The sequence below is a fragment of the Nonomuraea sp. NPDC049028 genome, assembly GCF_043197735.1.
Lineage (GTDB): Bacteria > Actinomycetota > Actinomycetes > Streptosporangiales > Streptosporangiaceae > Nonomuraea.
Window position 1 is genome coordinate 562,599 of the sequence record NZ_JBICTR010000008.1, and the last position, 24,928, is coordinate 587,526.

Here is a 24,928-nt window from a genome sequence, read left to right on the forward strand (position 1 = left end):
GTCCGATTCAGCGGAAGTCGGGCAGTCGGCGGCGGGCGTGGTCGATGAACGCTCGCGCGGCAGGCCCCGACGGCCCCGTGGCCCGCCAGATGAGCGCCATCCGGCCGCGCAGCCGCGGCTCGGTGATCTCCAGTACGTGCAGGTCGTCCTTCGCGACGGTGACCGCCGACTCGGGCAGTACGGCCAGGCCGAGCCCTTTGGCGGCGAGCTGCCCCAGCACGTACGGCTCGCTGGCCTCGAAGGCGACATGCGGCGTGAACCCGGCGGCGGCGCACGCCTCGTCGAGCGCGGCCCGCAGACCGGTGCCGCGCGGCAGGCAGATCAGCGCCCGATCCGCCAGCTCCCGCAACGTGATGACGGGCATCCCCGCCGAACCCTGAGCCGCCAAGTCGTGAGTGAGCCCGACGGCGGCCACCAAAGCCTGGTCGATCACCACCTGCGCGTCCAGCCCCGCCGGCACGCTCGATCCGATGCCGATGAGCCCGAGGTCCATCCGCCCCGCCCGCACCGCCTCGATCAGGCTCTCCGGATCGGACTCCTGCAACGAGATCTCCACGGACGGATGCCGGTCGTGGAAGTCGGCCAGCAGCCCCGGCAGGTCGAGCACGGAAGGCGCCGAGACGGTGCCCATCACGACGTGCCCGCGCAACAGCCCGGTCATCTCGTCGACGACCAGCCGGGCGGCGGCGACCGCCGCGAGGGCGGCGCGCGCGTACGGCAGCACCGCCTCCCCCACCTCGGTGAGGCGCACCTGCCGCGCCGAGCGGTCGAACAGCGGCTGGCCCAGCTCCCGCTCCAGCTGCCGGATCTGCGCGCTCACCCCGGGCTGGGCGACGTGGAGCCGCGCCGCGGCCTTGGTGAAACCCGCCTCCTCGGTCACGGCCACGAAGTACTCAAGCTGCCGGAGCTCCATAACAAATCATGCTAGCAGCCAGACAATCCATCTCTTTGACTTCTGAATGAGCCGGACACAAGCTGAATCGCATGGACATGCTGAAGTGCCCGGTGTTCCGACCGGGTGATGAGGGATATGACGACGAGCGGGCCGGTTTCCAGGCTCTCGCCCGGCACCGGCCGGACGTGATCGTCGGCGCGACGGACGCCGCCGACGTACGCGCGGCCGTGGCCATGGCCGCGGCGGACGGGCTGCCGGTGGCCGTGCAGGCCACCGGGCACGGCATGCCGATGGCGGCCGACGGCGGCCTGCTCATCAGCACCCGCAGGATGACCGGCGTACAGGTGGATCCCGAGACCGCGACGGCCAGGATCGAGGCGGGCGTGCGCTGGTCGCGGGTCATCGAGGAGGCGGCCCGCCACGGGCTGGCCCCGCTGTCCGGCTCGGCCCCGTCCGTCGGCGCCGTGTCCTACACGCTCGGCGGCGGGCTCGGGCTCATGGCGCGCCGTTATGGCTACGCCGTCGACCAGGTACGCGCCGTCGAAGTGGTCACCGCCGACGGCGTACTCAGGGAGGTGACGGCCGCGACGGAGCCGGACCTGTTCTGGGCGCTGCTCGGCGGGCGCGGCAACTTCGGCGTGGTCACGGCGCTGGAGATCGGCCTGGTCCCGGTGACCAGTCTGTACGGGGGCGGCCTGTTCTTCGATCTCGCCACCGACGTGGTGAAGCGCTGGGCCGAGTGGACACGGGACCTGCCGGAGGAGATGACCTCGTCCATCGCGGTGATCCCGTTCCCCGACGCCCCGCAGGTGCCCGAGGTGTTCCGCGGCCGCCGCGTCGGCCACGTGCGGATCGCGTACACGGGCGGCCCGGAGGAGGGCGAGCGCCTGCTGGAGCCGCTGCGCGCGATCGGGCCCCGGCTCGTGGACTCGGTGAAGGAGCTGCCGTACACCGAGTCGGGCAGCATCCACAACGACCCGGCCGAGCCGATGGCCTACTACGCCACCCACTCGCTGCTGCGCGAGCTGCCCGCGCGGGCCGTGGACGCGCTGCTGGAGACCGAGCGCGCCATCCTGGAGATCAGGCACCTGGGTGGCGCGCTGGACAAGCCGGGCCTCGGGCCCGTGGTCAACCGCGACGCCCAGTATCAGGTCGGCGTCCTGTCCCGGCTCGCGCCGGGCGGCGACCCCGGCGAGGTGCGCCCGCTCCACGACGGGGTCCGCGAGGCGCTGTCGCCGTGGGACACCGGAGGCCGCGGCCTCAACTTCCTGTACGGCGAGAACACCGCGCCCGACCAGGTCCGCCTGGCCTACGACCCGGACGACTACCGGCGGCTGGCCGCGCTGAAGACCGTGTGGGATGCCGGCAACCTGTTCCGGCTCAACGCCAACATCCCACCGGCCTGACGGTCAGACCCCCATCGGGTGCCAGACCGTCTTCGTCTCCAGGAAACGCGTCATGCGGGTGAGGGCCGGGGCCGCCCGCCAGTCCTCGTCCGGCGACGGGCGCCGGACCCGCTTGAGGTTCTCCGCCGCCGCCTGCTCGCAGGTCAGCGCCAGCTCGGCGTCGGACACACCGGTCAGGTCCAGGCCGTTGACGTCCATGTGAGCCGCCAGCCAGGGCGCGAGCTCCCGCTGATGACCCGTGAGGACGTTGACGACGCCGCCCGGCAGGTCCGAGGTGGCCAGCACCTCCGCCAGGGTGATGGACGGCAGCGGCGTCCGCTCGGAGGCGATCACGACGCACGTGTTGCCCGTCACGATCACCGGCGCGATCACCGAGATCAGCCCCACCAGCGGGTCCTCGGGCGCGACGACGGCGACGACCCCCGTGGGCTCCGGCGAGGAGAGGTTGAAGTACGGGCCGGCGACCGGGTTGGCCGTGCCGTGCACGGAGGCGATCTTGTCCGACCAGCCCGCGTACCAGACCAGCCGGTCGACCGTGGCGTCCACGGCCTCCAGCGCCGCCTTCTTGCCGCCGCCCAGCTCCTCGGCGAACTGCGCGCGGCGGCCCTCCAGCATCTCGGCGATCCGGTAGAGGATCTGGCCCCGGTTGTAGGCCGTGGCGCCCGACCAGCCGGGGAACGCCTTGCGCGCCGCCACCACGGCGTCACGGACGTCCTTGCGGGAGGCCCGCGAGGCGTTGGCGAGGAAGTCGCCCTTGGGCGAGGTCACGGCGTAGGACCTCCCGCTCTCGGAGCGCGGGAACGCCCCGCCGATGTACAGCTTGTACGTCTTGCGAACGGCCAACCTACTCATCGCCGCGCCCCCTCCGCATGGTCTCCTCCGACATCTCGACCGGCACGAAGACCTGGCCGCACCGGCTCACCCCGCAGCGGTGGGCGTACCAGCCGGTACGTACGGGCCTTCCGGCGCGGGCGAAGGCGTGGCCGCGCGTGGCCTGCGCCCGCCGTCCACCCCGGCGGGAACGGCGGTGCTCACACATCAAGGTAGGCCTCCAACCCGAGCAACCCGCCCTCTCGGCCGTATCCGGACTCCTTGTACCCGCCGAACGGCGCGGCCGGGTCGAACCTGTTGAACGTGTTGGCCCAGACCACTCCGGCCCTGAGCTTGTCGGCCATCCACAGGATGCGCGAGCCCTTCTCCGTCCAGATCCCGGCCGACAGCCCGTACGGCGTGTTGTTGGCCTTCTCCACGGCCTCGGCCGGGGTGCGGAACGTCAGCACCGACAGCACCGGGCCGAAGACCTCCTCCCGGGCGATGCGGTGCGACTGGGCCACGCCGGTGAAGACGGTCGGCGGGAACCAGAAGCCCTTGTCGGGCAGTTCGCAGGCGGGCGACCAGCGTTCGGCCCCCTCCTGCTCGCCGAGGTCGCTGAGCGAGCGGATCTTCGCCAGTTGCTCGGCCGAGTTGATCGCGCCGATGTCGGTGTTCTTGTCGAGCGGGTCGCCCAGGCGCAGCGTGCCGAGGCGCCGCTTGAGCGCCGTCAGCAGCTCGTCCTGGATCGACTCCTGCACCAGCAGCCGGGAGCCCGCGCAGCACACGTGCCCCTGGTTGAAGAAGATGCCGTTGACCACACCCTCGACGGCCTGGTCGAGCGCGGCGTCGTCGAAGACGATGTTCGCGGCCTTGCCGCCCAGCTCCAACGTGAGCTTCTTACCGGTGCCCGCGACGGTCCGGGCGATGATCCGGCCGACCTCGGTGGAGCCGGTGAAGGCCACCTTGTTCACGTCGGGGTGGGCGACCACGGCGGCGCCGGTCTCACCCGCTCCGGTGACGATGTTGACGACACCGGGCGGCAGGTCGGCCTGCTGGCAGATCTCCGCGAACAGCAGCGCCGTCAGCGGCGTGGTCTCGGCCGGCTTCAGCACCACCGTGTTGCCGCAGGCCAGCGCGGGGGCGATCTTCCAGGCCAGCATGAGCAGGGGGAAGTTCCACGGGATGACCTGCCCGGCGACGCCGAGCGGCCGGGGGTCCGCGCCGAACCCGGCGTACTCCAGCTTGTCGGCCCAGCCGGCGTAGTAGAAGAAGTGCGCGGCGACGAGCGGCAGGTCCACGTCGCGCGACTCCCGGATGGGCTTGCCGTTGTCGAGCGACTCCAGCACGGCCAGCTCGCGGGCGCGTTCCTGGATGATGCGGGCGATCCTGAACAGGTATTTGGCCCGTTCGGTGCCCGGCATCGCGCTCCAGACCCCGAACGCCTTGCGCGCGGCCTGTACGGCCCGGTCGACGTCGTCGGAGGAGGCCGTGGCGACCTCCGCCAGCTTCTCCTCCGTCGCCGGGTTGATCGTCTTGAAGGCGGAGCCGGAGCCGTCCACGAACTCGCCATTGATGAACAGCCCGTACGACGGCTTCAGATCGACGATGTCGCGCGACTCGGGCGCCGGTGCGTATGCGAAGGTCGCCATCATCAGTCCAAGGTGAAGTAGTCGGGGCCCGCGTAACGGCCGGTGGTCAGCTTCTGGCGCTGCATCAGCAGGTCGTTCAGCAGCGACGACGCACCCAGCCTGAACCAGTCGGGCGACAGCCAGTCCTCGCCGGCGGTCTCGTTGACCAGCACGAGGTTCTTGATGGCGTCCTTGGTGGTGCGGATGCCGCCGGCCGGCTTCACGCCGACCTGCCGGCCCGTCTCGTCGCGGAAGTCGCGCACCGCCTCCAGCATGATCATCGTCACCGGCGGCGTGGCGGCCGGGGCCACCTTCCCGGTGGAGGTCTTGATGAAGTCGGCGCCGGCCAGCATCGCCAGCCAGGACGCCCGCCGTACGTTGTCGTAGGTCGACAGCTCGCCGGTCTCCAGGATCACCTTCAGGTGGGCGGAGCCGCAGGCGGCCTTCACCGCGACGATCTCCTCGTACACCTTGAGATAGTCGCCGGACAGGAACGCGCCGCGGTCGATCACCATGTCGATCTCGTCGGCGCCCGCGGCGACGGCGAGCGCGGTGTCGCTCACCTTGACCTCCAGCGAGGTGCGTCCGCTCGGGAAGGCGGTCGCCACCGAGGCGACCTTCACCCCCGAGCCGCGCAGCGCGCCGGCGGCCACGGCCACCAGGTCGGGATAGACGCAGACGGCCGCCACCCGGGGCGCTCCCTCGCCGGGGTGCCTCGCCTTGGTGCACATCGCACGGACCTTGCCGTGCGTGTCCGCGCCCTCGAGCGTGGTGAGGTCGACCATCGAGATGGCCAGGTCGATCGCCATGGCCTTGGCGCTGGTCTTGATGGAGCGGGTGCCGAGCATCGCCGCTCGCTGGTCCGCGCCGACCCGGTCGACACCGGGCAGGCCGTGCAGGAATGCTCGCAGCGTCGCGCCGGACGAGCCGACGTCGGCGAGCGAGGTAGTCACAGTTGACACCTCCACAGGATCGCCGACCAGGTGGGCTACGTCCAAACCGGATCTCTAAGGCGGCATCGGCGCGCCTCCTAGGTACCCCCCGGCCTGGAGTTTCCCGGGAGATAGGGCATCCGCCCGATGTGGCGGTAGGGACCTTAGCCCGAACCTTAAGAGTGTCAGCAAGACACAAGAAGGAGACACACCACCATGAGTCCCGAGATCGAATACCAGATCATGAAGAGCCACGTCAACGAGCTGCGCCAGGCGGCCGCGCGACACCGTCAGGTACGCGAGGCACTGGAGGGCAACAAGTCCGAGCGCCGCTCGCTGTTCGGCAAGCGCCGCTCCTCATGACCGCCCCGCAAGCGCCCGGCCGCACCCTCCCTCGCGGCCGGGCCACCATCCCTCCCTAGCACCGCCTTCCCTCCATCGGGCTCCCCCGGAGGAGACATCCCTCGCAGGGACCCCGACCACGACGGACCGTCACACGGGATCGGGACGGTCGGTGTGACGAACCCCCGGGAACCCCATTTGCGGCCACCGCCCCATCGGGCCAAGGCCGCTCGTCAATCTGCCCTAAATGCGTCGAAAGCGGCTGGTGAGGCATGACATGCTGGACGACATGCTGGGACGTTCGGTAAGTCCCGTCTTCGTGGGGCGGGAAGAGGAGCTCACGGCCCTCTCTCAAGCCTTCGACGAGGCCCGGAAGGGCACCGCGACAGCCGTGCTGGTCGGCGGGGAGGCGGGGGTCGGCAAGACCCGGCTGGTACAGCGCTTCGCCGAGCAGGCGGCGCGGAGCGGCGCTCATGTGCTGTACGGCGGGTGCGTCGAACTCTCCACGGAGGGCCTGGCCTACGCGCCGTTCACGGCTGCCCTGAGGCAGCTGGTCAGGGAGCAGGGCACCACCCAGATCGCCGCGCTGCTGCCGGGCGGCGCCGAACGCGACCTGGCCCGGCTGCTCCCCGAGTTCGGCGAGCCCAGCGGCGACGGCGAGACCGACACAGGGCGGGCCCGGCTGTTCGAGCAGTTCCTGACGCTCCTCCAACGGCTGGCCGGCAACCGGCCGACGATCCTGCTCATCGAGGACATCCACTGGGCCGACCGGTCCAGCCGCGACCTGATCGCCTTCCTCAGCCGCAACCTCGGCACCGCGCAGATATTGATCGTCATGACCTACCGCTCCGACGACCTGCACCGGCAACATCCGCTCCGGCCGGTGCTCGCCGAGCTGGGCAGGGTCAGCAGCGTGCTCAGGCTCGACCTGCCCCGCCTGTCCAGGGACGAGGTCGCCCTGCAGATGGCCGGGATCCTCGGCATCGACCCCGACTACCCCAAGGTGGAGAAGGTCTACGAGCGCAGCGAGGGCATCCCGCTGTTCGTCGAGGCCCTGCTGGACTGCGGCGAGGACTGCGCGTTCCCCGAGTCGATGCAGGACCTGATACTCGGCTCGGTCGAGCGGCTGCCCGAGGAGACCCAGCGCGTGCTGCGCATCGCCGCCGCGGGCGGCATCAGGGTCGGCCACGCCCTGCTCGCCGCGGTCAGCGGCCTGTCCGACCTGGAGCTGGAGGCCGCGCTGCGGTCGGCCATCGCCGGGAACGTGCTGCAGATCGCCGACAACCGCGCCTACGTCTTCCGGCACTCCCTCATCCGCGAGGCCGTACACGACGAGTTGCTGCCCGGCGAGCATCAACGGCTGCACTCGCGCTACGCCGAGGAGATCTCCCGCGACCGCAAGCTGGTGCCACCGGGCCGGGCCGCCGTGGAGCTGGCCCACCACTGGTACGGCGCGCGCAACGACCTCTGGGCGCTCATCTCGGCCTGGGACGCGGCACAGAAGTCGTTCGGGGCCTTCGCGTACACCGAGGCGATCCCGCTGCTCGAACGCGTACTCATGCTGTGGGACCGGGTGCCGGACGCGGCCGAGCGCATCGGCGCCGACCACACGGCGGTGCTCGAACGGGCCAGCGAGGCCGCCCTCGCGGGCGGCGAGCTCGACCGGGGCATCAAGTTCGTCAAGGCGGCCCTGGCGCAGCTCGACGAGACCCGGGAGCCGGCCCGGGTCGCCACGCTGATCGTGCGCTGGGCCAACCTCAAGATCTACAAGGGCAAGACGGGCGTCGTCGACGACTTCCAGCACGCACTGCGTCTGGTGCCCGAGCCGACCCTGGCCCGCGCGAGCGTCATCATGCCGATGAGCCAGCACCTGATGCTCCGTGGCGACGTCAAGGAGGGCACCCGGCTCATCGAGGAGGGCCTGCGCCTGAGCCGGGATCTCGGCGACAAGTGCCTCGAAGGAGACCTCCTGCTGAACCTGGCGCTCGGCCACTCCATCGACGGTGACACAGAGGCGACGCTGGCCACCAACCTGCGCGCGCTGGAAATGGGCCGTCAGGAGAGCTCGGGACGGCTCATCACGCGGGCGATCGGCAACAACATCGACGCGCTGAGCGACCTGGGACGCTCCGAGGAAGCCCTCGCGCTGGCCGACGAGGGCTGGCAGCTGGCCAAGCAGTACGGCCGGATGCGGCTCAACGGGCTGTTCATCCTGCTCAACAGGGCCGAGGCGCTGGAGGCCATCGGCCGCTGGGACGAGGCCCTCGAGGCCATCGGGCAGGCGCTCAGCCTCGGCCCCGTGCTGCGCACCCACAACCACCTGCTCCGCGTACGCGCCGACATCGCGCTGGGCAGGGGCGAACTCGCGGTCGTCGAAGGCATCCTGGCGGAGCTGGGCGTGCTCAAGGAGCGGCCCGAGGAGTTCTTGCAGGACATCACCAACAGCACCCGGCTGCGGATCGGCTGGCACCTGTTCAAGGGCGAGTCGCTGGCCGCGCTGGCCGTGACCGAGCGCATCCTGTCGTTGTCGTCGCAGTCCCCGTCGTCGCAGTCCCCCAAAGCCATGCTGGGCTGGCGGCGGCTGGCCCTGCTCACCCTGGTCTGCGACACCGCCGAGGACGCCGAGCCCGACCGGGTCCGCGCGGTGCGCGAGCAGGCCGCCAAGGTGGCCGCGAGCCTCAAGGTCAGCGGGCCGGTGGCGGAGGCGTACAAACTGACGTACTCGCGCGACTTCGACGCGGCCGCGGCCGCCTGGGAGCGTCTCAAGCGCCCGCACAACCAGGCCAAGGCCCTCGTCAGAGCGGCCACCGTGGTGGCGCGGTCGGGCGACAGGGAGGGCGCGGCGACCCGGCTCGCCGTGGCCGCGCCGCTGGCCGCCGCGCTGCGGGCGACGCCGCTGATCGACGAGATCGAGGCACTCTCCCGGCGGGTCGGCGTCGTCCAGCAGCAGGCGACCGTCCCCGAGCTGCTCACGCCGCGCGAGACGGAGGTGCTGCGGCTGGTGGCGCTGGGCCGTACGAACCGGGACATCGCCGCCGAGCTGTTCATCTCGGCCAAGACGGTCAGCGTGCACGTGTCCAACATCCTGGCCAAACTGGGCGTGACCACCCGCGGCGAGGCAGCGGCGGCCGCACACCGCCTCTCCCTGCTGTCTCGGTAGAAGCGAGCCTCCCCCGGCCGGGGCGTCTTAGGAGGCCAGGTCGCGGCGGAGGAACTCGGCGGTGTGGGAGCCGGTCGCCGCCAGCAGATCGCGCGGCGTGCCCTCGAAGAGCACCTGACCCCCCTGCCCGCCACCCTCGGGCCCGAGGTCGATGACCCAGTCGGCGTTCTTGACCACGTCCAGGTTGTGCTCGATGACGACGACCGAGTTCCCGGCGTCGACGAGCCGGTCCATGATGTCGAGCAGCCGCTTCACGTCCGACATGTGCAGCCCGGTGGTCGGTTCGTCCAGGACGTACACGGTGCCGCTCTTGTGCAGCTCAGTGGCCAGCTTGATGCGCTGGCACTCGCCGCCCGACAGCGTGCTGAGCGGCTGGCCGAGCGTGAGGTAGTCGAGCCCGACGTCGTTGACCGCCCGCAGCACCCGCCTGAGCTTCGGCTGCGGGAAGAACGCGTACGCCTCGGCCGCCGTCATCTCCAGTACGTCGCTGATCGACTTCCCATCCAGCTTGTGCTCCAGCACCTCGGGCCGGAAGCGCCGCCCCTGGCAGTCCTCGCAGGTCGACTTCAGCCCGTCCATGAACGCCAGGTCGGTGTAGATGACGCCGAGCCCCTGGCAGGCGGAGCAGGCGCCCTTGGAGTTGGGGCTGAACAGCGAGGCGCTCACCGACCCGGCCCGCGCGAACAGCCGCCGGATCTCGTCCAGCATCCCGGTGTACGTGGCGGGGTTGGAGCGGCGCGAGACGCTGACGGCCGACTGGTCGATGACCACCGCCTCGGGGTGCCGGCTCAGGAACACGTCGTTGACCAGCGTGCTCTTGCCGGATCCCGCGACGCCCGTCACGACCGTCAGCACGCCGGCGGGGATGTCGACGGTGACGTCCTTCAGGTTGTGCGTGTTCGCGCCGGCGATCGTCATCGCGCCCGTGGGGCGCCGGTAGTCGGTCTTCAGGGGTAGTCGCCGCTTCATGTACCGGCCGGTCAGGGTGCCGGCCTCGGGCAGCGCCGCCGCGGTGCCCTCGTACACCACCTGCCCGCCGTGCGTCCCGGCCCCGGGGCCGATGTCCACGACGTGGTCGGCGATCCCGATCACCTCGGGGTCGTGCTCGACGACGATGACCGTGTTGCCCTTGTCACGTAGCTTGCGTAGCAGCGTGTTGAGCCGTTCGACGTCGCGCGCGTGCAGCCCGACGCTCGGCTCGTCGAAGACGTACATCATGTCCGTGAGGCTGCTGCTGAGGTGCCGCACCATCTTGACGCGCTGTGACTCGCCGCCCGAGAGCGTGGCGGTCTCGCGGTCGAGGCTGAGGTAGCCGAGGCCGATCGTGACGAGGTCGCGCACCCGGTCGATCAGGCTCGCCACCACGGGGGCGCCCACCGGGTCGGTGAATCCGGCCAGCACCTCCACGAGCTCGGTGGCCTCCATCGCGGCGAGCCGGGCGATGTTGAAGCCGTCGATCTCGCAGCCGAGCACGTCCTGGTTGAGCCGGGCGCCCGCGCACAGCGGGCAGGTGGCCGTCGTGACGTACTCCTGGAAGAGCCGGCGGTTCGCCTCGGACATCTCGGCGACGTCCTTCTTGATGTACAGGCGGGTGAACCGCGCCACCAGGCCCTCGTAGCTGGAGTTGATCGTGCCGCCCTGCCACTCCAGCGGCACCTTGGTCTGGGCGCCGTGCAGCAGCGTCGCCCATTCCCGCTCGTCGTAGTCGGCCAGCCTTTTGTCGTTGTCGAACAGGCCGGAGTTGGCGTAGATCTTCCAGTACCAGGTGCCGACGGCGAAGTGCGGGTGCAGGAGGGCACCTTCGTTCAGCGACCGGGACCTGTCCAGGAAGACGTCGAGGTCGAGCGCGACGGTCCTGCCCAGACCCTCGCATTCGGGGCACATGCCCTGAGGATCGTTGAACGAGAACGCGTTGGAGTAGCCGACGAACGGCTTGCCGACCCGCGAGAACAGCAGTCTCAGCAGCGAGTAGATGTCGCTGATCGTGCCGACGGTCGAGCGCGAGCCGCCCCCGAGCCGCTTCTGGTCGACCACGATCGCGGCGGACAGGTTCTCGATCACGTCGACGTCCGGCTGCCCATACTTCGGCAGCCTGTTGCGGGCGAAGCTGGTGAAGGTCTCGTTGAGCTGACGCTGCGCCTCGGCGGCGAGGGTGTCGAACACGATGGACGACTTCCCGGACCCGGATACGCCGGTGAAGACGGTGATCTGCCCCTTCGGGATGCTCAGGGAGATGTCGCGGAGATTGTTCTCGCGCGCGCCGATGATCTGGATACGGGACGTCTGCAACGCCACTCCTCGCCCTCGATAAACTCCGTACGTCGTACATCGTACTATGTACGGAGTTATGTTGAGTGAGAAGATGGATGACGTGCCGCCCACGATCGCCCGGACCAGCGCCGGAGACCCCGCCCGCACCATCGAGCTGCTCTGGCGGCGGCCGGGAACGCGGCCGGCACAGCGCGGGCCACGTCAGGGCCACACGGTCGACGAGGTCGTTACGGCCGCGATCGCCGTCGCCGACGAGGAGGGCCTCGACGCGACGACGATGCGCCGGGTCGCCCAGGCGCTCGGGATCGGCACGATGTCGCTCTACACGTACGTGCCGGGCAAGGCCGAGCTGCTCGACCTCATGCTCGACACGGTCCTCGGCCAGATGCCCCGCCCCGACCTGTCGGAGCTGCCGTGGCGGGCGCGGCTGGAGGCGGTGGCGCGGGCCAACCGCACGGTGTACGAACGGCACCCGTGGATGCTCGCCGTGTCCACCACACGGCCGCCGCTCGGCCCGGGGGTCTTGGCCAAGTACGAGCACGAGCTGCGGGCCTTCGAAGGGCTCGGCCTGGGCGACGTGGAGATGGACGCCGCCCTGACCTACCTGCTCGGCTTCGTGCACTCCTCCGCCCGCTCGGCCGCCGACCAGCGGGCCGCCCAGAGCGAGGCGATGACCGACGAGCAGTGGTGGGCCGTCAGCTCCCCGCTGCTCGCCCGCGTCTACGACGAGGCCGCCTACCCGACGGCCAGCCGGGTCGGCGCGGCCGCCGGAGCCGCCAACAACGCCGCTTACAGCGCTGACCACGCCTACGAGTTCGGCCTCCAGCGCGTCCTGGACGGCCTCCAGGTCCTCATCGAACGACGCTAGCGGCGTCCATCCGGCTGTCCGTTCACCGCGCTAGACGACCGCATCGACCAGCAGCGCGATTCCGAAGATCGCGAACACGGCGGCGGCACCATACCTGATCGCCTTCTCCGGCAGGTGCTTGCCCAGCAGGCGCCCCACCACGATCGCGAGGGCGTCAGCGGCGACCATGCCCACCGTGGACCCGATCCAGGTGCCCAGCCAGCCGTGCTGCGTCGCCAGCGTGATGGTGGCCAACATGGTCTTGTCACCCAGCTCGCTCAGGAAGAACGCCACCGTCACCGCGACCACGGCGTTCCTGGTGGTGCGCCGGGCCTTACTCGACTCCTCGTCCGTCAGCTCGTCACCGCGCAGCGTCCACAGGGCGAAACCCAGGAAGGCGAGGCCGGCCACGACCGAGATGGCGGTCGTGGGCAACGCGTCGCCGATCAGCCCGCCCACCGCGACGCTGACCAAGTGCACGGCGGTCGTCGCGATCGTGATGCCGGCCAGCACCGGCCAAGGCTTGAAACGGGTGGCGAACGTCATCGCCATGAGCTGGCTCTTGTCGCCCATCTCGGCCACGAAAATGACCGCGAGGCTGATCCAGAACGCTTCCAACTGTCCTCTTCCGCGCGACCGAGCCGGAAGCAGGCACCCAGGGAGTTTTCGGGCACGACTTCGGCCCGGTAGCGTCTTGATCCATAGCTACCAGGCCGAAGGTCTCGTCCGCCCGTACAGGCCCGCGTGACCGGGCGCGCAAGCGCGCCAGCATGTCGATCACGCGATTGGGACTACTCCCCTTCGGTAATTCCGAACAACCATAACAGCGGCCCTCAGGGACCTATTCCAGCGAGCAGCCGACCAGCACCGGCTCGTTGACGAGCGTGACGCCGAACTTCTCCAGCACCCCGTCACGCACCTCCCCGGCCAGCAGCAGCAGGTCAGCCGTGGTGCCTGTGCCGTTGGGGTTGGTCAGGGCCAGCGTGTGCTTGGTGGAGATGCGGACCGGGCCGCGTTCGTAGCCCTTGGGGTAGCCCGCCTGCTCGATCAGCCAGGCGGCAGGCACCTTGACCAAGCCGTCCGGCATGTCCCAGCGCGGATGACCGGGGGCCCGCGCCGCCAGCTCCTCGGCCTCGGCGGCCGACAGGACCGGGTTGGTGAAGAACGACCCGGCGCTGCGGGTGTCGGGATCGGCCGGATCGAGCACCATGCCCTTGCCGCGCCGCAGCTCCAGCACGGCTCGACGAGCCTGGTCGAGTGGCACGCGGGCGCCCGGCTCGACGCCGAGCCGGGTGGCCAGCTCCTGGTAGGCCACGGGACCCGACAACTCCGAGACGTCGAGCGCGTACGTCACGCCGAGCACCACATGCCGCGCCAGATCCCGCTTGAACGCGCTGTCACGGTAGGAGAAGCCGCACTGCCGCGCCTCCAGGTCGACCACTTGCCGCGTCCTGCGGTCGTAGACGCGTACGCACCTGATGGTCTGGGCCACTTCCTGGCCGTAGGCGCCGACGTTCTGGATCGGGGTCGAGCCCACGAGCCCCGGAATGCCGGACATGCACTCGATGCCGGACCAGCCCTCGGCCACCGCGCGGGTGACCAGTCCGTCCCAGTCCTCCCCCGCCTCGACCGTGACCAGCACTTCGTCGCCGTCACGGGAGACGGACACGCCCTGGGTGACGACCCGGATGACCAGCCCGTCGAACCCCTCGTCGGCGACCACCAGGTTGCTCCCGCCGCCGAGCACCAGGGTGGGCTGGGCCTGCCGGTCGGCCTCGGCCACGAGGGAGACGAGGTGCTCCGCCGTACTGGCCTCGACGAATTCGCGGGCGGGGCCGCCCAGCCCGAGGGTGGTGTACGGCGCGAGGTTCTCCATGGGGCACAAGCTTATGAGGCCCTCGGCATGCCCAGCACCTTGTCCTGGTTCACCCGTGCCGGCGTAGGTGGCGTACGGGAAGGCGGTCGGAGGGCACGACCAGCTCGCCCTTGAGGGCCATAGAGAGCTCCAGGTCGGCGTTCTCCCCGTCTCGGGCGTCCTCGGGCAGCGCGCTGATCGCGGCCGACCTGCGTACCGCCATCAGGTCGCCGCGCAACGCGCGCACGCGCCCCGGTCCCGCCTCGCGCCACCCCGCGCCGATCAGCTGCCGCTCCAGGCCGCCCTGCGCTGCCTCCGTATCGTCCGGCGGTGTCACGGCGCCCTCCGGCGGTCGCTCCAGGCCATGCCACCCCGCCGCCACCGCGCCATCCGCGACCGCCGCGACGAGCGGCGTGAGCGCGTCGCCCGTCAGTACGACCGAGGTCTCCATCAGTACGTGCACCTCAGACGTGTCGAGGCGCAGCAGCTTGGCCCGGCAGGCGCCCCACGTGGCCGAGCCGCCCCGCCAGTGCGGGGTCTCGGCCACCCGCCACTCGGTGATCCGGTCCGGATGGCGCAGTGCCAGCTTGTGCAGCACCTCGCCGGCGCCGTCCACGTCGCCCAGGTCGAGGGCCACGACATGGGCGTCGGTGTGCTCGAGCACCGACTCTATGGACGCCCGTACGTCATCCGGCCGGCCGTCGACGATGAGGCTCACGGACGCCGTGACGTCGGCGGTCGCCACCCGCTGCCGCTCGGCGGCGACGCCCGCCGCGTCGAGCCGGTTGGCGGCCAGGGTTCCGTCCCAGACACGCTGGGCGTGCAGCATGTCGTCCCCCGGATCGCCCCGCTGCTCAGGGTCACCGGAGAAGCCCAGCTCGTCGGCGGGATTGGCGCGAGCGCCTCTTGGCCTGGCCCCCGCGGTGCCGACACCCGTCGCCGCGCCCGCGCCGCCGGTCGTGTCGCGGCCCGTACCGACGGCGCCCGCCACGTCCTCGGTCCTGACGGGACCCAGGTGGCCGGGCGGCTTGTCGGTCACCGCGGAGACCGGGATCGATTCGACCGTGGGCCAGATCCTGCCTTGGTGCGGTGCTGTATCCATAGGCTCCCGCGTACCCGAGAGCCGCCCCGCCTATCATCCGACTCATCCCGCCGGGCTCATCGATGGGGCTCGTCGCGCTACGCGAGTTGAACCACCGCGCGGGCCTTGGACAGCACCCGGGTGTCGCCCGCCCGGGCCGTCAGCCCGACGACCACCCGCTTGTCCGGCAGTTTCTCCTCCACGACGCCGCTGACGGTGATCGTCGCGCCCTCGTCGTCATCGGGCACGACCACCATCGAGGAGAACCGCACCCCGAAGTCGACCACCGCGCCGGGATCGCCGACCCAGTCGGTGACGAACCGGCCGCCCTGCGCCATCGTGTACATGCCGTGCGCGATGACGTCGGGCAGCCCAACGGCCTTGGCGAACCGCTCGTTCCAGTGGATCTGGTTGAAGTCGCCCGACGCCCCCGCGTACATCACGAGGTTGAGCCTGCGGACGTCGTAGCCGGTGGCCGGGATCTCGTACCCGACCTCGATCTCGTCGTACTTCACCGTGGCAGTCATCTCAGGCCGCCCCTCCGCGCTCGACGATCGTGTTGTACGTGGTGCAGACCGGCTCACCGGAGACCGTGGTGATGTCGCTTCTCACCGTCAGCAACTCGTTGCGCCCGGCGCTGCGGATGTCGGTGATCGTAGAGCTGGTGACGAGCTCGTCGCCGGCGTAGATGGGGCGAACGTACTCAAAACGCTGCTCGCCATGAACCACCATGGCCAGGTTCAGGCCGAGGTCGGGATCGGCCAGCGCCTCACCGCCGCTCTGCAGGCTGAACACGATGGGGAAGGTCGGCGGCGCGACCACATCGGGATGCCCGGCGGCCTGGGCGGCGTCCCGGTCTCGGTAGATCGGATTGCCGTCACCGATCGCGGCGGCAAACTCCCTGATCTTCACCCGGCTGACCTCGTACGAGGACTTGGACGCGTACGTCCGGCCCACGAAGTCGCGGTTCAAGGCCATCTGTGCTCCCTCGCATGTCCGTTACGCAGACGCTAACAGAACAAGGTTCGGCTGTCGCCGGGATGACCACGACTTTGCCGCAGGGACAGCCGGTGAATTCCACCGCTATGACGGCTGGCGGATTGCCCACCGGAACGACCAGCGGACACTGCCGCCATGACACCCGACGGCTTCCGCCACCGGGACGGCCAGAAGACACGACAAACCGGCGCCCTGGTGCAGGACGCCGGTTGTGCGTTGGTTAAGGCCAGGAGAATGCCCCCGGCGAGACCGCGCTCGGAAAAGAGCTAGCGGGTCTCGCGGTGCGCGCGGTGGCAGCGGCAGTTGGGGCAGTACTTCTTCAGCTCAAGCCGATCCGGGTCGTTGCGCCGGTTCTTCCGCGTGATGTAGTTGCGGTGCTTGCACTCCTGGCAGGCCAGCGTGATCTTCGGCCTAACGTCGGTGGCAGCCACGTGGGAGTGCCTTTCTACGTTTGGGACTGGGACATGCCCAAGCCCAGGTCGGCGACCTGGGGAGGGGCAGTAGCGGAGGCCGGACTTGAACCGGCGACACAACGATTATGAGCCGTTTGCTCTGCCTGACTGAGCTACTCCGCCTTAAGCCGGACGAACGACCCCGGCCCGTAGAGGATACCTGACCTGGGGAGCACATACGTAATCGACCAGCTCGCCCGGGCTGGCCGACCATTAAGCCTAGCAGCCGGGGTACGGCGGGCAAAATCCACGCACAACAAGAAACGCCCGACTCCGCGATTTCACGGGTCGGGCGAATTGCCTTGTCAGTGTGCGAGCCCCCAAACGGAATCGAACCGTTGACCTTCTCCTTACCATGGAGACGCTCTGCCGACTGAGCTATAGGGGCCTGTCCGGCGCTGCGGACAGGTGTAACCATACACGGCCCTCAGCGATGACGCGAACTCGTCAGCCCCACTAGCCGACCGCCTCATAACCCCGCTGGAACGGCAGCTCCACGACCTCGCAGAGATCGGCCAGATCGACGTGCCGGGCCACCTCTGCGACCGACACGCAGTCGGCGACGGGAACCCCGTCCCTGCGTACCCGGAGCACCTGTCGCCCGTCACGCTCGGCGAGAACGACCTCGTAGCCGTCTAACCCAACCCATCGCCTGTCCATAGCGGCACACAGTAGCTCCTGGGTCTCTCAATTTCCGATAGGCGACATGCGTTACACGCCATACCGAGTTGCTACTGCGGTCCTTGCGTCGACGCATCTAGGTTGCGATGAGTGCCGATTCGATGCCGGGCACGCGCTCGTGCAGCCAGTCCCCGCCGCACTCGTACTCCCACACGAGTGCCAGCAGCATGTAGAGCAGTCGGTGGCTGGCCATGTGCGATGGCGCGTCGAGTGGAATACCCGCGGGGAAGTACGCGTCGAGCATCGCACGTTGCAAGCCGGGCTCGCGGAAGTCCATCCTGGCCAGATCCAACCATGGGCTGGCGGCACCGCAGTCCGCCCAGTCGATGATCCCCGCAATCCGGGACCCGACCGATAGGACATGCCGCGGGTGGAGATCACCGTGCACGTACACGCAGGGCTGATCCCACCGAGTACCGTCCACGAGGAGATCCCGACATCGGGAAAAGAGCGTCGGGGTCAAGATCCCGGCATTGGCGACAAGGCCGAGTCGATCCGCCAGCCCCGCGACCTGATCAGCCCAGGTTCCCTCACCTGCGCATGGTGGAGAGCCGGACGCCTCCTTGAAAAAGCCCGCTCCCTTCACAGGAAGAGAGTGCACGGCACGCAGCAACCGTCCCACCTCGGACGCCGCCTTGAGCGACGCGGCCCCTGGCTCGCCAGAGACGAGTCGCGTCATCAGGTACGGAATCTCCGCGTCGGCCGCGCCGGCGATGACCTCGGGGACCGGAACGCCCCTCTCCGACATGGATCGCAAGGCCCATAACTCCACCTCGACTTCACGCGCGGCGGCGGCCTTGAAGACAGCGCGTGCCCCGGACTCCAGGGTCACTGCGGCGACCGTGTTGGCCGCGAATCCGGACAGCGGCTCATACCCTGTCACGCGTTGGGACAGCAAGCGCTGGATCACCTCACCATCGATGCGCCTGGCATCGCTCACGACTACCGGCCTCCTCTCACTCCCGTGGACCGTACACACTGAGGTCAGTAGCGGTAGAAGCCTGCGAGGTCCTTGATTCGTCGGATGTCGTCGACGCGTACCGAGGCTCCCGTCTCGGGGGCGTTCATCATCTTGCCGTGGCCCAGGTAGACGCCGACGTGGTGGGTCTTAACGGTGTTTTTGGTGATTTTTCCGAAGAAGACGAGGTCGCCTGGTTCGGCCGAGCCGACTCGGCGCAGTCTGCGTACGTGGGCGTCGGTGGTGCCGGGGCCGAGTACGTCGGCGCCGAAGGCTCGGGCGTACACCCACCTGGTGAAACCCGAGCAGTCGAGCCCCCGGGTCTTGGCCGCCGGGCAGGGGCGCGTCTTTCCCCGGTAGCCCAGGCAGGTGCCCTTCGACGGTCCGGGATCCGTCGCGTGGCCGCCTCCCCAGGAGTAGACGACGCCCCGCTGCTGGATCTCGTACGCGATTCTGACGATCGCCGAAGGAGCGGGGTGCCGCAGGAGCGGCACCGACGCGGTGGCGGTCAGCAGGATGAGGGCGATCGCCACCCAACGCCATCCCGATGCCGCCGCTAACCCTCGCAACCTAGGCATCGGGATTTATTCTGCTTTATCGGGCGGCCCGGCGAGCAGACCAGGTCTATCGGGCCGTGAGGGTGAGTTTCACCGAGCCGACCGTGACACGTATGCCGACCTTGCCCTTGCCCTTGGGCTTCGCGTTCGTGGTGAAGGTCAGTGTCGTCTTCTGGCCGCGCCCGAGCTCGGCGACGTCGCAGCGCACCGCCGTACCGCTGAAGTCGCAGCCCGGCGCCCGCACCACCCGCTGGCCGCCGAACGCGCGCCCCGACACCTTGACGTGCGTGACGGTGACCGGTCCCGTGTTGGACACGGTGACCGTGTACGTCTTCCTGTTCCTGGCCAGGCCGGAGACCGTCACCTCGGCGGGCGGGTTGGCCAGCTCGGCCAGCTCGTCCTCGGAGCCGTTGAAGGAGTTCTGGCCGCCGGCCAGCGTGCCCTTCTCGGCGGACTGCCAGAACGTGTGCCGTTCCCAGCCCTTGGGCAGCTCACCGGGATCGCCGCCCCATCGGGCCAGCCACAGCGGGTGGGCGCCGAACTTGCCGGAGTCGCCGGTGCACGTCTGCCACCAGGCCCGGGTCGTGTAGATGATCGCCTGGCGGCCGGTCCGCTCCCGGTATTTCGCGGTGAACGACTTGATCCAGCCGACCATGTCCTTGTGCGACAGGCCGTAGCAGCCGTCCTTGCCGTTCTTGTCCTTGTACGGGTTCTCCTCCAGGTCGAGCACTCCGGGCAACGTTCGCCCGTCGATCTTCCAGTCCCCGCCGTTCTGCAGGAAGAAGTCGGCCTGGGCGGCACCGTCGGACTCGTGCGGCTGCGCGAAGTGGTACGCCCCGCGCAGCAATCCGGCCTCCGCCGCGCCGTCGTACTGCGCGTCGAAGGAGGGATTGCGGTAGTCGGTCCCCTCGGTCGCGTGGACGAACGCGAACTTGCCACCGCCGGACGCGACGGTCGACCAGTCGACCTCGCCGGTCCAGTTGCTGACGTCCACCCCGACGACCCCGTCGGCGGCCCACGCGGTGCCGGTCATCCCGGCCGTGGCGACCGCCGCCAATAACAACAGACGTTTCACGCGGGAGATCATCGCCGAGCGTCGAGCAGCCTCGCAAGAAATTTCTTATATCGGTATAAAACCGCATTTCAGCGGCCGAAAATTGGTCATCCACAGGGTGTGTACGAGATGACGTTTTCGCAGGTCAGTGCCGTTTATGAACGTCACTTTCACGTTTGCCAAACCGGCTTTATCTGGCTCAAGCTGATTCCGATCCTCAATCGAGCCCCCGACCTGGGGTTTCTTCGCCATGCCCGGAGGAGAACGACCATGATCCACGCCCGGGGACTGACCCGAGTGTTCAAGTTGAAGAAAGAGGCCGTCGAGGCCGTACGCGGCATCGATCTCGATGTGGAGGCCGGCCAGCTGGTCGCCTTCCTCGGCCCGAACGGCGCCGGCAAGTCGACCACCCTCCGCATGCTGACCACCCTGCTACCGCCCACCTCCGGCACCGCCACCGTGGCGGGCCGGGACATCGCCCGCGACCCCTCCGGCGTACGCGCCCGCATCGGGTACGTCGGCCAGAAGAGCAGCGCCGGCGAGAACTTCCGCGTCCGCGACGAACTCGTCACCCAAGGCCGCTGCTACGGCCTGGCCCCCGCGGAGGCGGGCAGGCGCGCCGACGAGCTGCTCGACCTGCTCGAACTGCGGCCGCTGGCCCAGCGCAAGCCCGGCACGCTGTCGGGCGGCCAGCGCCGCCGCCTCGACATCGCGCTCGGCCTCGTCCACCGTCCGGGACTGCTCTTCCTCGACGAGCCGTCCACCGGTCTCGACCCCAAGAGCCGCGCCGAGGTCTGGGCGCACATCCTGCGGCTGCGTGCGGAGTACGGCACGACGCTCTTCCTGACCACCCACTACCTCGAAGAGGCCGACAGCATGGCCGAACGCGTGGTGATCATCGACAACGGCGAGATCATCGCGGACGGCACGGCAGAAGGACTCAAGAACGACCTGGCCGGCGACCGCATCACGATCACCACCGCGACGGAGCAGGAAGCGGCCACGGCTGCCGGGATGACCAGTGAGGCGGCCGCCGAGGTCGAGGGCACGACCGTGCGGCTGCGCGTCGCCAACGCGGCCACGGCCCTGCCCGAATATCTGCGCACCCTGGAGGCGAACGGCGTCAAGGTCGCCACCGCCGAGACCGCCCGCCCGACCCTCGACGACGTGTTCCTCACTCTTACCGGGAGAAGTCTCACCGATGACGACATTCCTGCGTGACACCACGACGGTCTTCACCCGCGAAATCACCCCCGCGCTGCGCGAGCCCGTCGGGCTGCTGTTCTCGATGGGGCAGCCGCTGCTGTTCCTGTTCCTGTTCGGCTCGCTGCTCGATGGGGCGATGGGCTCGTCGTGGCAGTGGTTCGTGCCGGGCATTCTCGTCATGATGTGCCTGATGGCGCCCATGTCGTCGGGCTATCTGATGCTGGTCGAGTTGCTGGGCGGCTCGATGGAGCGGCTGATGGTCACCCCGTTGAGCCGTACGGCGATGCTGGTCGGCAGGACGATGAAGGAGATGGCGGTCCTGTTCTGCCAGGCCGTGCTGATCATCCTGCTGGCGCTCCCGCTGGGTTTCCGGCTGTATCCGGCGGGTGTGCTGGGCGGGCTCGCGATGTTGATCGTGCTCGGTGTCGGGCTGGGGGCGCTCTCGTTCGTCCTCGCGATCAAGTCGGCGCCCAGCGGGAACCTGTTCTACGTGGTCACCCAGGTGGTGCTCTTCCCGGTCTTGTTGCTGTCGGGGGTGCTGCTCCCTGTGGAGACCGGGCCCGCGTGGCTGCGGGTCATCGGACAGATCAACCCGGTCTCGTACATCGTCGAGGCCGAACGCGCCCTCTTCGCGGGCGACCTCACCAACCTGTCCATCCTGTACGGCACCGCGGCCACCTGCCTCATCGCCGCGATCGGCCTCTGGCTGGGCAACCGGGCGATGCGCCGGGGCGTGTGACGGGGCACGTGACGTTCAGGGGCTGATCGCCAAGAACAGGAACGCGGCGAACAGCACCAAATGCACGCCGCTCTGCAGCAGCGTCGCCCGCCCCGGCACCACGGTGAGCGTCGTGACGACGAAGGTCAGCCCCAGCAGCACCAGATGCGTGGCACCGAGGCCGAGCACGAGCGGCCCCGTCAGCCAGATCGAGGCCACCGCGATGACCGGGATCGTCAGCCCGATGCTGGCCATCGCCGAGCCCAGGGCCAGGTTGAGGCTGATCTGGATCTGGTCGCGCTTGGCCGCGCGGACGGCGGCGATGGTCTCCGGCAGCAGCACCAGCAGCGCGATCACCACGCCGACCACCGCCTGAGGCAGCCCGGCCGACGACACCGCCAGCTCGATCACCGGCGACTCGACCTTGGCCAGGCCGACGACCGTCACCAGGGCCACCAGCAGCAGCCCGAGGCTGATCATGGTGGCCCGCGCCGAAGGCCGCGGCGCGTGCTCCTCAGCGTCGGCAGCCGCGTCCTCAGCGGTGGCGGGCGCGGCCTCAGCCGTGGCGGGCGCGGCCTCAGCCGTGGCGGGCGCGGCCTCAGCCGTGGCGGGCGCGGCCTCAGCGGTGGTGACCGGCAGGAAGTAGTCGCGGTGCCGTACGGTCTGCGTCAGCACGAACAGCCCGTACAACAGGAGCGACACCACCGCCGCGAACCCGAGTTGCGCGGCGGAGAAGGCGGGCCCCTTGGCGCTCGTCGTGAACGTCGGCAGCGCGAGGCTGAGCGTGCTCAGCGTCGCGACCGTCGCCAGCGCGCCGCCCGTGCCCTCGGCGTTGAAGACCGCCACCTTTCGCCGGAGCGTTCCGCGGAGCAGTGACAGACCGACGATGCCGTTACAGGTGATCATGACCGCGGCGAACACCGTGTCCCGGGCCAGTGACGCCGAATGCTCGCCACCTGAGATCATCAGGCTGACGATCAGCGCCACCTCGATCACCGTCACGGCCACGGCCAGCACCAGCGATCCGAACGGCTCGCCCACCCGGTGCGCGATGACCTCGGCGTGGTGCACGGCGGCCAGGACGGCGCCGGCGAGCAGTACGGCCACGATGATCACCAGGACGGGCGGGAGTTCGCGACCCCATGACAGGACCAGAGCGAGGAGCGCGAGTAGGGGGACTGCGACCATCCACTGTCTCGTTATGTAACGAAGCATATACAGGGTGTTGCCCAATCTTCCGGAGTTACCACCGATCATGCCTTGTCATCCGTTTTGGGGTGAAATAGACCATGGATCACGTGATCGCGACGGAGACCGTGCCATGGATCCCGGTAGCGCACCGGCTGGAGGTCGTCCTGTCCTCGCGGCTGCCGCCGACCGGCCAGATCACCACGGCCTTCGCCGTCGTACGGGACGACAGCGACAGGATGCTGCTGACCTGCGTCGACCGCGCGGGACGCGGCTGGGACATCCCCGGCGGCCACCTCGAACCCGGCGAGTCCCCCGTGGACGCCGCCGTCCGGGAGCTGGCCGAGGAGACCGGGCTGGTGCTGGCGCCCGAGGAGCTGTCCGTTTTCGCGTGGTTGCGGATCGAACTGACGGGGCCGGTGCCCAACGGGTACCGCTATGAGGCGCTGACGAATCTGGTGATGTTCCAGGCGCGGCTCGACTCGCCGGGACCCGCCGTACGGCCCGCTCCGGGGTCGGAGAGTACGCGGGCCGCCTGGCTCCCGGCCGAGGAGGTGGAACGGTTGTGCGCCGGGCAAAGCTGGCTGATCGCGTACCGGACGCTCTAGCGTTGCACACGCTTCGTTTAACGGATTAATCTCGTCCCATGCCCAGGGGAACCTCAGAAGTCAGCGAGCCGATGTACTTCGTGCTCACCGCGCTGCGCGGCGGACCGCTGCACGGACACGCGATCAGCAAGTCGATCAAGGAGCTGTCCGGCGGCCGGGTCCAGCCCTCTGTCGGCACCCTGTACGGCATCCTTGAGCGGCTCAACGAGCGAGGCGTGATCGCCGTGGACCGCGAGGAGACGGTCAACGGCCGCAACAGGCGCTACTTCAGGATCACCGACGAGGGCCAGGCGCTGGTGGAAGCCGAGGCGAGACGCATGCAGGAGGCCGCGTCCCTCGTCCTGCGGCCGACCATGTTCACCTCCCTCGTCCGTCTCCTGACCGCATGACCACGCTCGAACGGCGCTACCGCACGCTGTTGCTGGCCTACCCGAGGCGATACCGCGCGGCGCACGGCGACGAATTACTCGACGTCCTGCTCGAATCCGCCGCTCCAGGACAGTCCACCCCGGTGCTCAGGGAGGCGTGGGGACTGCTCCGAGGCGGCGTGCGCACCCGCATCACCCATCAGGCGACGGGCACCGCATGGGCGGACGGCCTGCATCTCGGGGTCACGGCGGTGTCGGCGGTGAACCTGGCCGCGCTGCTGCCGTTCGCGGGCTCGCTGCCGCTGTGGACGCTGCTGTCGGTGCTCACACTGCTGGCGGTCATGCGCGGATGGACGCGGACGGCGTTCCTGCTCACTCTCGCCACCGGCGTCAAGGCGGTCTCGATCGCCGGGGGCTGGCAGCCCCTGGACCTCACCCTCCTGCCGGTCTACCCGTCAGCGCTCGCCGACCGTCCCCTGTTCGAGACCAGCAGCCCGCAGGCGGTGGCCATGGGCTACGCGGTCGTACTGTCCGGACTGGCGGTGCTGGCCTGGCGGCGGCCCCGGCCACGAGTCCGGTCGTGGTGGTGGTTCGCAGCGGCGCTGGCGGCCGCGTGGGCGGGCCCGTCGTGGCTGCCGGAGGGCACGCTGTTCCCGATCAGTCTGAGCAAGATGGCCGTCGAGGCGGTGGCGCTGGGGCTGGCCGTGGCGGGCGCGTACCTGGCCCGCGACCCGCGCTGGGCCCTGGCCTCGGGCATCTACCTGGTGGTCACGTCGGGCGACCTGGGTCTGCACGGCGACCAGCTGACCAGGCAGCACCTCGCCTACTGGGGCGTACTGGTCGTACTGACCCTGGCGACGGCGTTCGCGCCCTACCGGCAGCGGCGGCACGCCCTGGATTGACCATGCT

Annotated in this window: 26 protein-coding genes and 2 tRNA genes; 9 read left to right on the top strand and 19 right to left on the bottom strand. The window is 69.6% G+C overall.

Annotated elements, in window-relative coordinates; translation table 11 throughout:
* Nucleotides 1–7: 7 nt before the first annotated feature.
* Nucleotides 8–913, bottom strand: coding sequence for a LysR family transcriptional regulator (locus ACGFJ2_RS33230; protein ID WP_393474983.1), 906 nt, complete (start codon nt 911–913; stop codon nt 8–10).
* 71 nt (nt 914–984) lie between these two features.
* Between ACGFJ2_RS33230 and ACGFJ2_RS33235 the strand changes: the two genes are divergently transcribed.
* Nucleotides 985–2,301, top strand: a complete 1,317-nt coding sequence (locus ACGFJ2_RS33235; protein ID WP_393474986.1) for an FAD-binding oxidoreductase — start codon at nt 985–987, stop codon at nt 2,299–2,301.
* 3 nt (nt 2,302–2,304) lie between these two features.
* On the opposite strand, the gene ACGFJ2_RS33240 is transcribed toward ACGFJ2_RS33235, so the two are convergent.
* The 4 genes from ACGFJ2_RS33240 to deoC are packed head-to-tail and all read right to left on the bottom strand — an operon-like array spanning nt 2,305 to nt 5,695.
* The gene (locus ACGFJ2_RS33240; RefSeq protein WP_393474989.1) at nt 2,305–3,153 is read right to left on the bottom strand and encodes an aldehyde dehydrogenase family protein; all 849 of its coding nucleotides are present in this window, start codon (nt 3,151–3,153) and stop codon (nt 2,305–2,307) included.
* Nucleotides 3,146–3,340 (bottom strand): hypothetical protein, encoded by a 195-nt coding sequence (locus ACGFJ2_RS33245; RefSeq protein WP_357959182.1) that lies wholly within the window; start codon nt 3,338–3,340, stop codon nt 3,146–3,148. The genes ACGFJ2_RS33240 and ACGFJ2_RS33245 overlap by 8 nt, the downstream gene beginning before the upstream one ends.
* Nucleotides 3,333–4,763 (bottom strand): aldehyde dehydrogenase family protein, encoded by a 1,431-nt coding sequence (locus ACGFJ2_RS33250; RefSeq protein WP_357959305.1) that lies wholly within the window; start codon nt 4,761–4,763, stop codon nt 3,333–3,335. The genes ACGFJ2_RS33245 and ACGFJ2_RS33250 overlap by 8 nt, the downstream gene beginning before the upstream one ends.
* Nucleotides 4,764–4,765: 2 nt before the next feature.
* The gene (gene deoC, locus ACGFJ2_RS33255) at nt 4,766–5,695 is read right to left on the bottom strand and encodes a deoxyribose-phosphate aldolase (protein WP_357959308.1); all 930 of its coding nucleotides are present in this window, start codon (nt 5,693–5,695) and stop codon (nt 4,766–4,768) included.
* 195 nt (nt 5,696–5,890) lie between these two features.
* Here deoC and ACGFJ2_RS33260 point away from each other — a divergent pair, with 195 nt between their 5' ends.
* Nucleotides 5,891–6,037 (top strand): hypothetical protein, encoded by a 147-nt coding sequence (locus ACGFJ2_RS33260; protein WP_357649218.1) that lies wholly within the window; start codon nt 5,891–5,893, stop codon nt 6,035–6,037.
* A 268-nt stretch (nt 6,038–6,305) separates the two neighbouring features.
* Complete coding sequence (locus ACGFJ2_RS33265) at nt 6,306–9,176, top strand: AAA family ATPase (RefSeq protein ID WP_393474993.1); 2,871 nt, start codon at nt 6,306–6,308, stop codon at nt 9,174–9,176.
* A gap of 27 nt (nt 9,177–9,203) precedes the next feature.
* Here the strand turns inward: ACGFJ2_RS33265 and ACGFJ2_RS33270 are convergent, their stop codons facing one another.
* Nucleotides 9,204–11,471: an ATP-binding cassette domain-containing protein gene (locus ACGFJ2_RS33270; protein ID WP_393474996.1), complete on the bottom strand. Its 2,268-nt coding sequence runs from the start codon at nt 11,469–11,471 to the stop codon at nt 9,204–9,206.
* A 67-nt stretch (nt 11,472–11,538) separates the two neighbouring features.
* On the opposite strand from ACGFJ2_RS33270, the gene ACGFJ2_RS33275 reads away from it, so the two are divergent.
* On the top strand, nt 11,539–12,315 hold the full coding sequence (locus ACGFJ2_RS33275) for a TetR/AcrR family transcriptional regulator (RefSeq protein WP_393474999.1): 777 nt from the start codon (nt 11,539–11,541) through the stop codon (nt 12,313–12,315).
* A 30-nt stretch (nt 12,316–12,345) separates the two neighbouring features.
* Here the strand turns inward: ACGFJ2_RS33275 and ACGFJ2_RS33280 are convergent, their stop codons facing one another.
* The 12 genes from ACGFJ2_RS33280 to ACGFJ2_RS33335 form a co-directional block, all read right to left on the bottom strand.
* Nucleotides 12,346–12,912 (bottom strand): TMEM165/GDT1 family protein, encoded by a 567-nt coding sequence (locus tag ACGFJ2_RS33280; protein ID WP_357959194.1) that lies wholly within the window; start codon nt 12,910–12,912, stop codon nt 12,346–12,348.
* A 223-nt stretch (nt 12,913–13,135) separates the two neighbouring features.
* Complete coding sequence (locus ACGFJ2_RS33285) at nt 13,136–14,170, bottom strand: UDP-N-acetylmuramate dehydrogenase (RefSeq protein ID WP_357959197.1); 1,035 nt, start codon at nt 14,168–14,170, stop codon at nt 13,136–13,138.
* A 49-nt stretch (nt 14,171–14,219) separates the two neighbouring features.
* Entirely contained in the window at nt 14,220–15,251 is a 1,032-nt protein-coding gene (locus ACGFJ2_RS33290) for a hypothetical protein (protein WP_393475004.1), read from the bottom strand.
* 77 nt (nt 15,252–15,328) lie between these two features.
* The gene (locus ACGFJ2_RS33295; RefSeq protein ID WP_393475007.1) at nt 15,329–15,757 is read right to left on the bottom strand and encodes a MaoC family dehydratase; all 429 of its coding nucleotides are present in this window, start codon (nt 15,755–15,757) and stop codon (nt 15,329–15,331) included.
* A 1-nt stretch (nt 15,758) separates the two neighbouring features.
* A complete protein-coding gene (locus ACGFJ2_RS33300) occupies nt 15,759–16,208 on the bottom strand; it encodes a MaoC family dehydratase N-terminal domain-containing protein (protein WP_357959206.1) in 450 nt (149 codons plus the stop codon).
* A gap of 287 nt (nt 16,209–16,495) precedes the next feature.
* Nucleotides 16,496–16,660, bottom strand: a complete 165-nt coding sequence (gene rpmG / locus ACGFJ2_RS33305) for a 50S ribosomal protein L33 (protein WP_019632658.1) — start codon at nt 16,658–16,660, stop codon at nt 16,496–16,498.
* A gap of 70 nt (nt 16,661–16,730) precedes the next feature.
* Nucleotides 16,731–16,804 (bottom strand) — tRNA-Met (locus ACGFJ2_RS33310).
* A gap of 192 nt (nt 16,805–16,996) precedes the next feature.
* A tRNA-Thr gene (locus tag ACGFJ2_RS33315) sits at nt 16,997–17,069 on the bottom strand.
* A 68-nt stretch (nt 17,070–17,137) separates the two neighbouring features.
* A complete protein-coding gene (locus ACGFJ2_RS33320) occupies nt 17,138–17,341 on the bottom strand; it encodes a transposase (RefSeq protein WP_357959209.1) in 204 nt (67 codons plus the stop codon).
* Between the two features lie 97 nt (nt 17,342–17,438).
* On the bottom strand, nt 17,439–18,302 hold the full coding sequence (locus ACGFJ2_RS33325; RefSeq protein WP_393475010.1) for a phosphotransferase family protein: 864 nt from the start codon (nt 18,300–18,302) through the stop codon (nt 17,439–17,441).
* 44 nt (nt 18,303–18,346) lie between these two features.
* A complete protein-coding gene (locus ACGFJ2_RS33330) occupies nt 18,347–18,853 on the bottom strand; it encodes an NlpC/P60 family protein (RefSeq protein WP_357959215.1) in 507 nt (168 codons plus the stop codon).
* A gap of 91 nt (nt 18,854–18,944) precedes the next feature.
* Nucleotides 18,945–19,952, bottom strand: a complete 1,008-nt coding sequence (locus ACGFJ2_RS33335; protein ID WP_393475014.1) for a GH25 family lysozyme — start codon at nt 19,950–19,952, stop codon at nt 18,945–18,947.
* A 249-nt stretch (nt 19,953–20,201) separates the two neighbouring features.
* Between ACGFJ2_RS33335 and ACGFJ2_RS33340 the strand changes: the two genes are divergently transcribed.
* Nucleotides 20,202–21,152 (top strand): ATP-binding cassette domain-containing protein, encoded by a 951-nt coding sequence (locus tag ACGFJ2_RS33340; protein ID WP_393475017.1) that lies wholly within the window; start codon nt 20,202–20,204, stop codon nt 21,150–21,152.
* Nucleotides 21,133–21,876, top strand: coding sequence for an ABC transporter permease (locus tag ACGFJ2_RS33345; protein ID WP_393475020.1), 744 nt, complete (start codon nt 21,133–21,135; stop codon nt 21,874–21,876). Before ACGFJ2_RS33340 ends, ACGFJ2_RS33345 begins: the two co-directional genes overlap by 20 nt.
* Nucleotides 21,877–21,891: 15 nt before the next feature.
* Here the strand turns inward: ACGFJ2_RS33345 and ACGFJ2_RS33350 are convergent, their stop codons facing one another.
* The gene (locus ACGFJ2_RS33350; RefSeq protein WP_393475023.1) at nt 21,892–23,043 is read right to left on the bottom strand and encodes a calcium:proton antiporter; all 1,152 of its coding nucleotides are present in this window, start codon (nt 23,041–23,043) and stop codon (nt 21,892–21,894) included.
* Between the two features lie 110 nt (nt 23,044–23,153).
* Here ACGFJ2_RS33350 and ACGFJ2_RS33355 point away from each other — a divergent pair, with 110 nt between their 5' ends.
* From ACGFJ2_RS33355 to ACGFJ2_RS33365, 3 genes are read left to right on the top strand one after another with little or no spacing between them, the layout of a single operon-like run.
* Nucleotides 23,154–23,651: an NUDIX hydrolase gene (locus ACGFJ2_RS33355; protein ID WP_393475026.1), complete on the top strand. Its 498-nt coding sequence runs from the start codon at nt 23,154–23,156 to the stop codon at nt 23,649–23,651.
* A 38-nt stretch (nt 23,652–23,689) separates the two neighbouring features.
* On the top strand, nt 23,690–24,040 hold the full coding sequence (locus ACGFJ2_RS33360; RefSeq protein ID WP_393475029.1) for a PadR family transcriptional regulator: 351 nt from the start codon (nt 23,690–23,692) through the stop codon (nt 24,038–24,040).
* Nucleotides 24,037–24,921 (top strand): hypothetical protein, encoded by an 885-nt coding sequence (locus ACGFJ2_RS33365; protein WP_393475032.1) that lies wholly within the window; start codon nt 24,037–24,039, stop codon nt 24,919–24,921. Before ACGFJ2_RS33360 ends, ACGFJ2_RS33365 begins: the two co-directional genes overlap by 4 nt.
* Nucleotides 24,922–24,928: the final 7 nt, after the last annotated feature.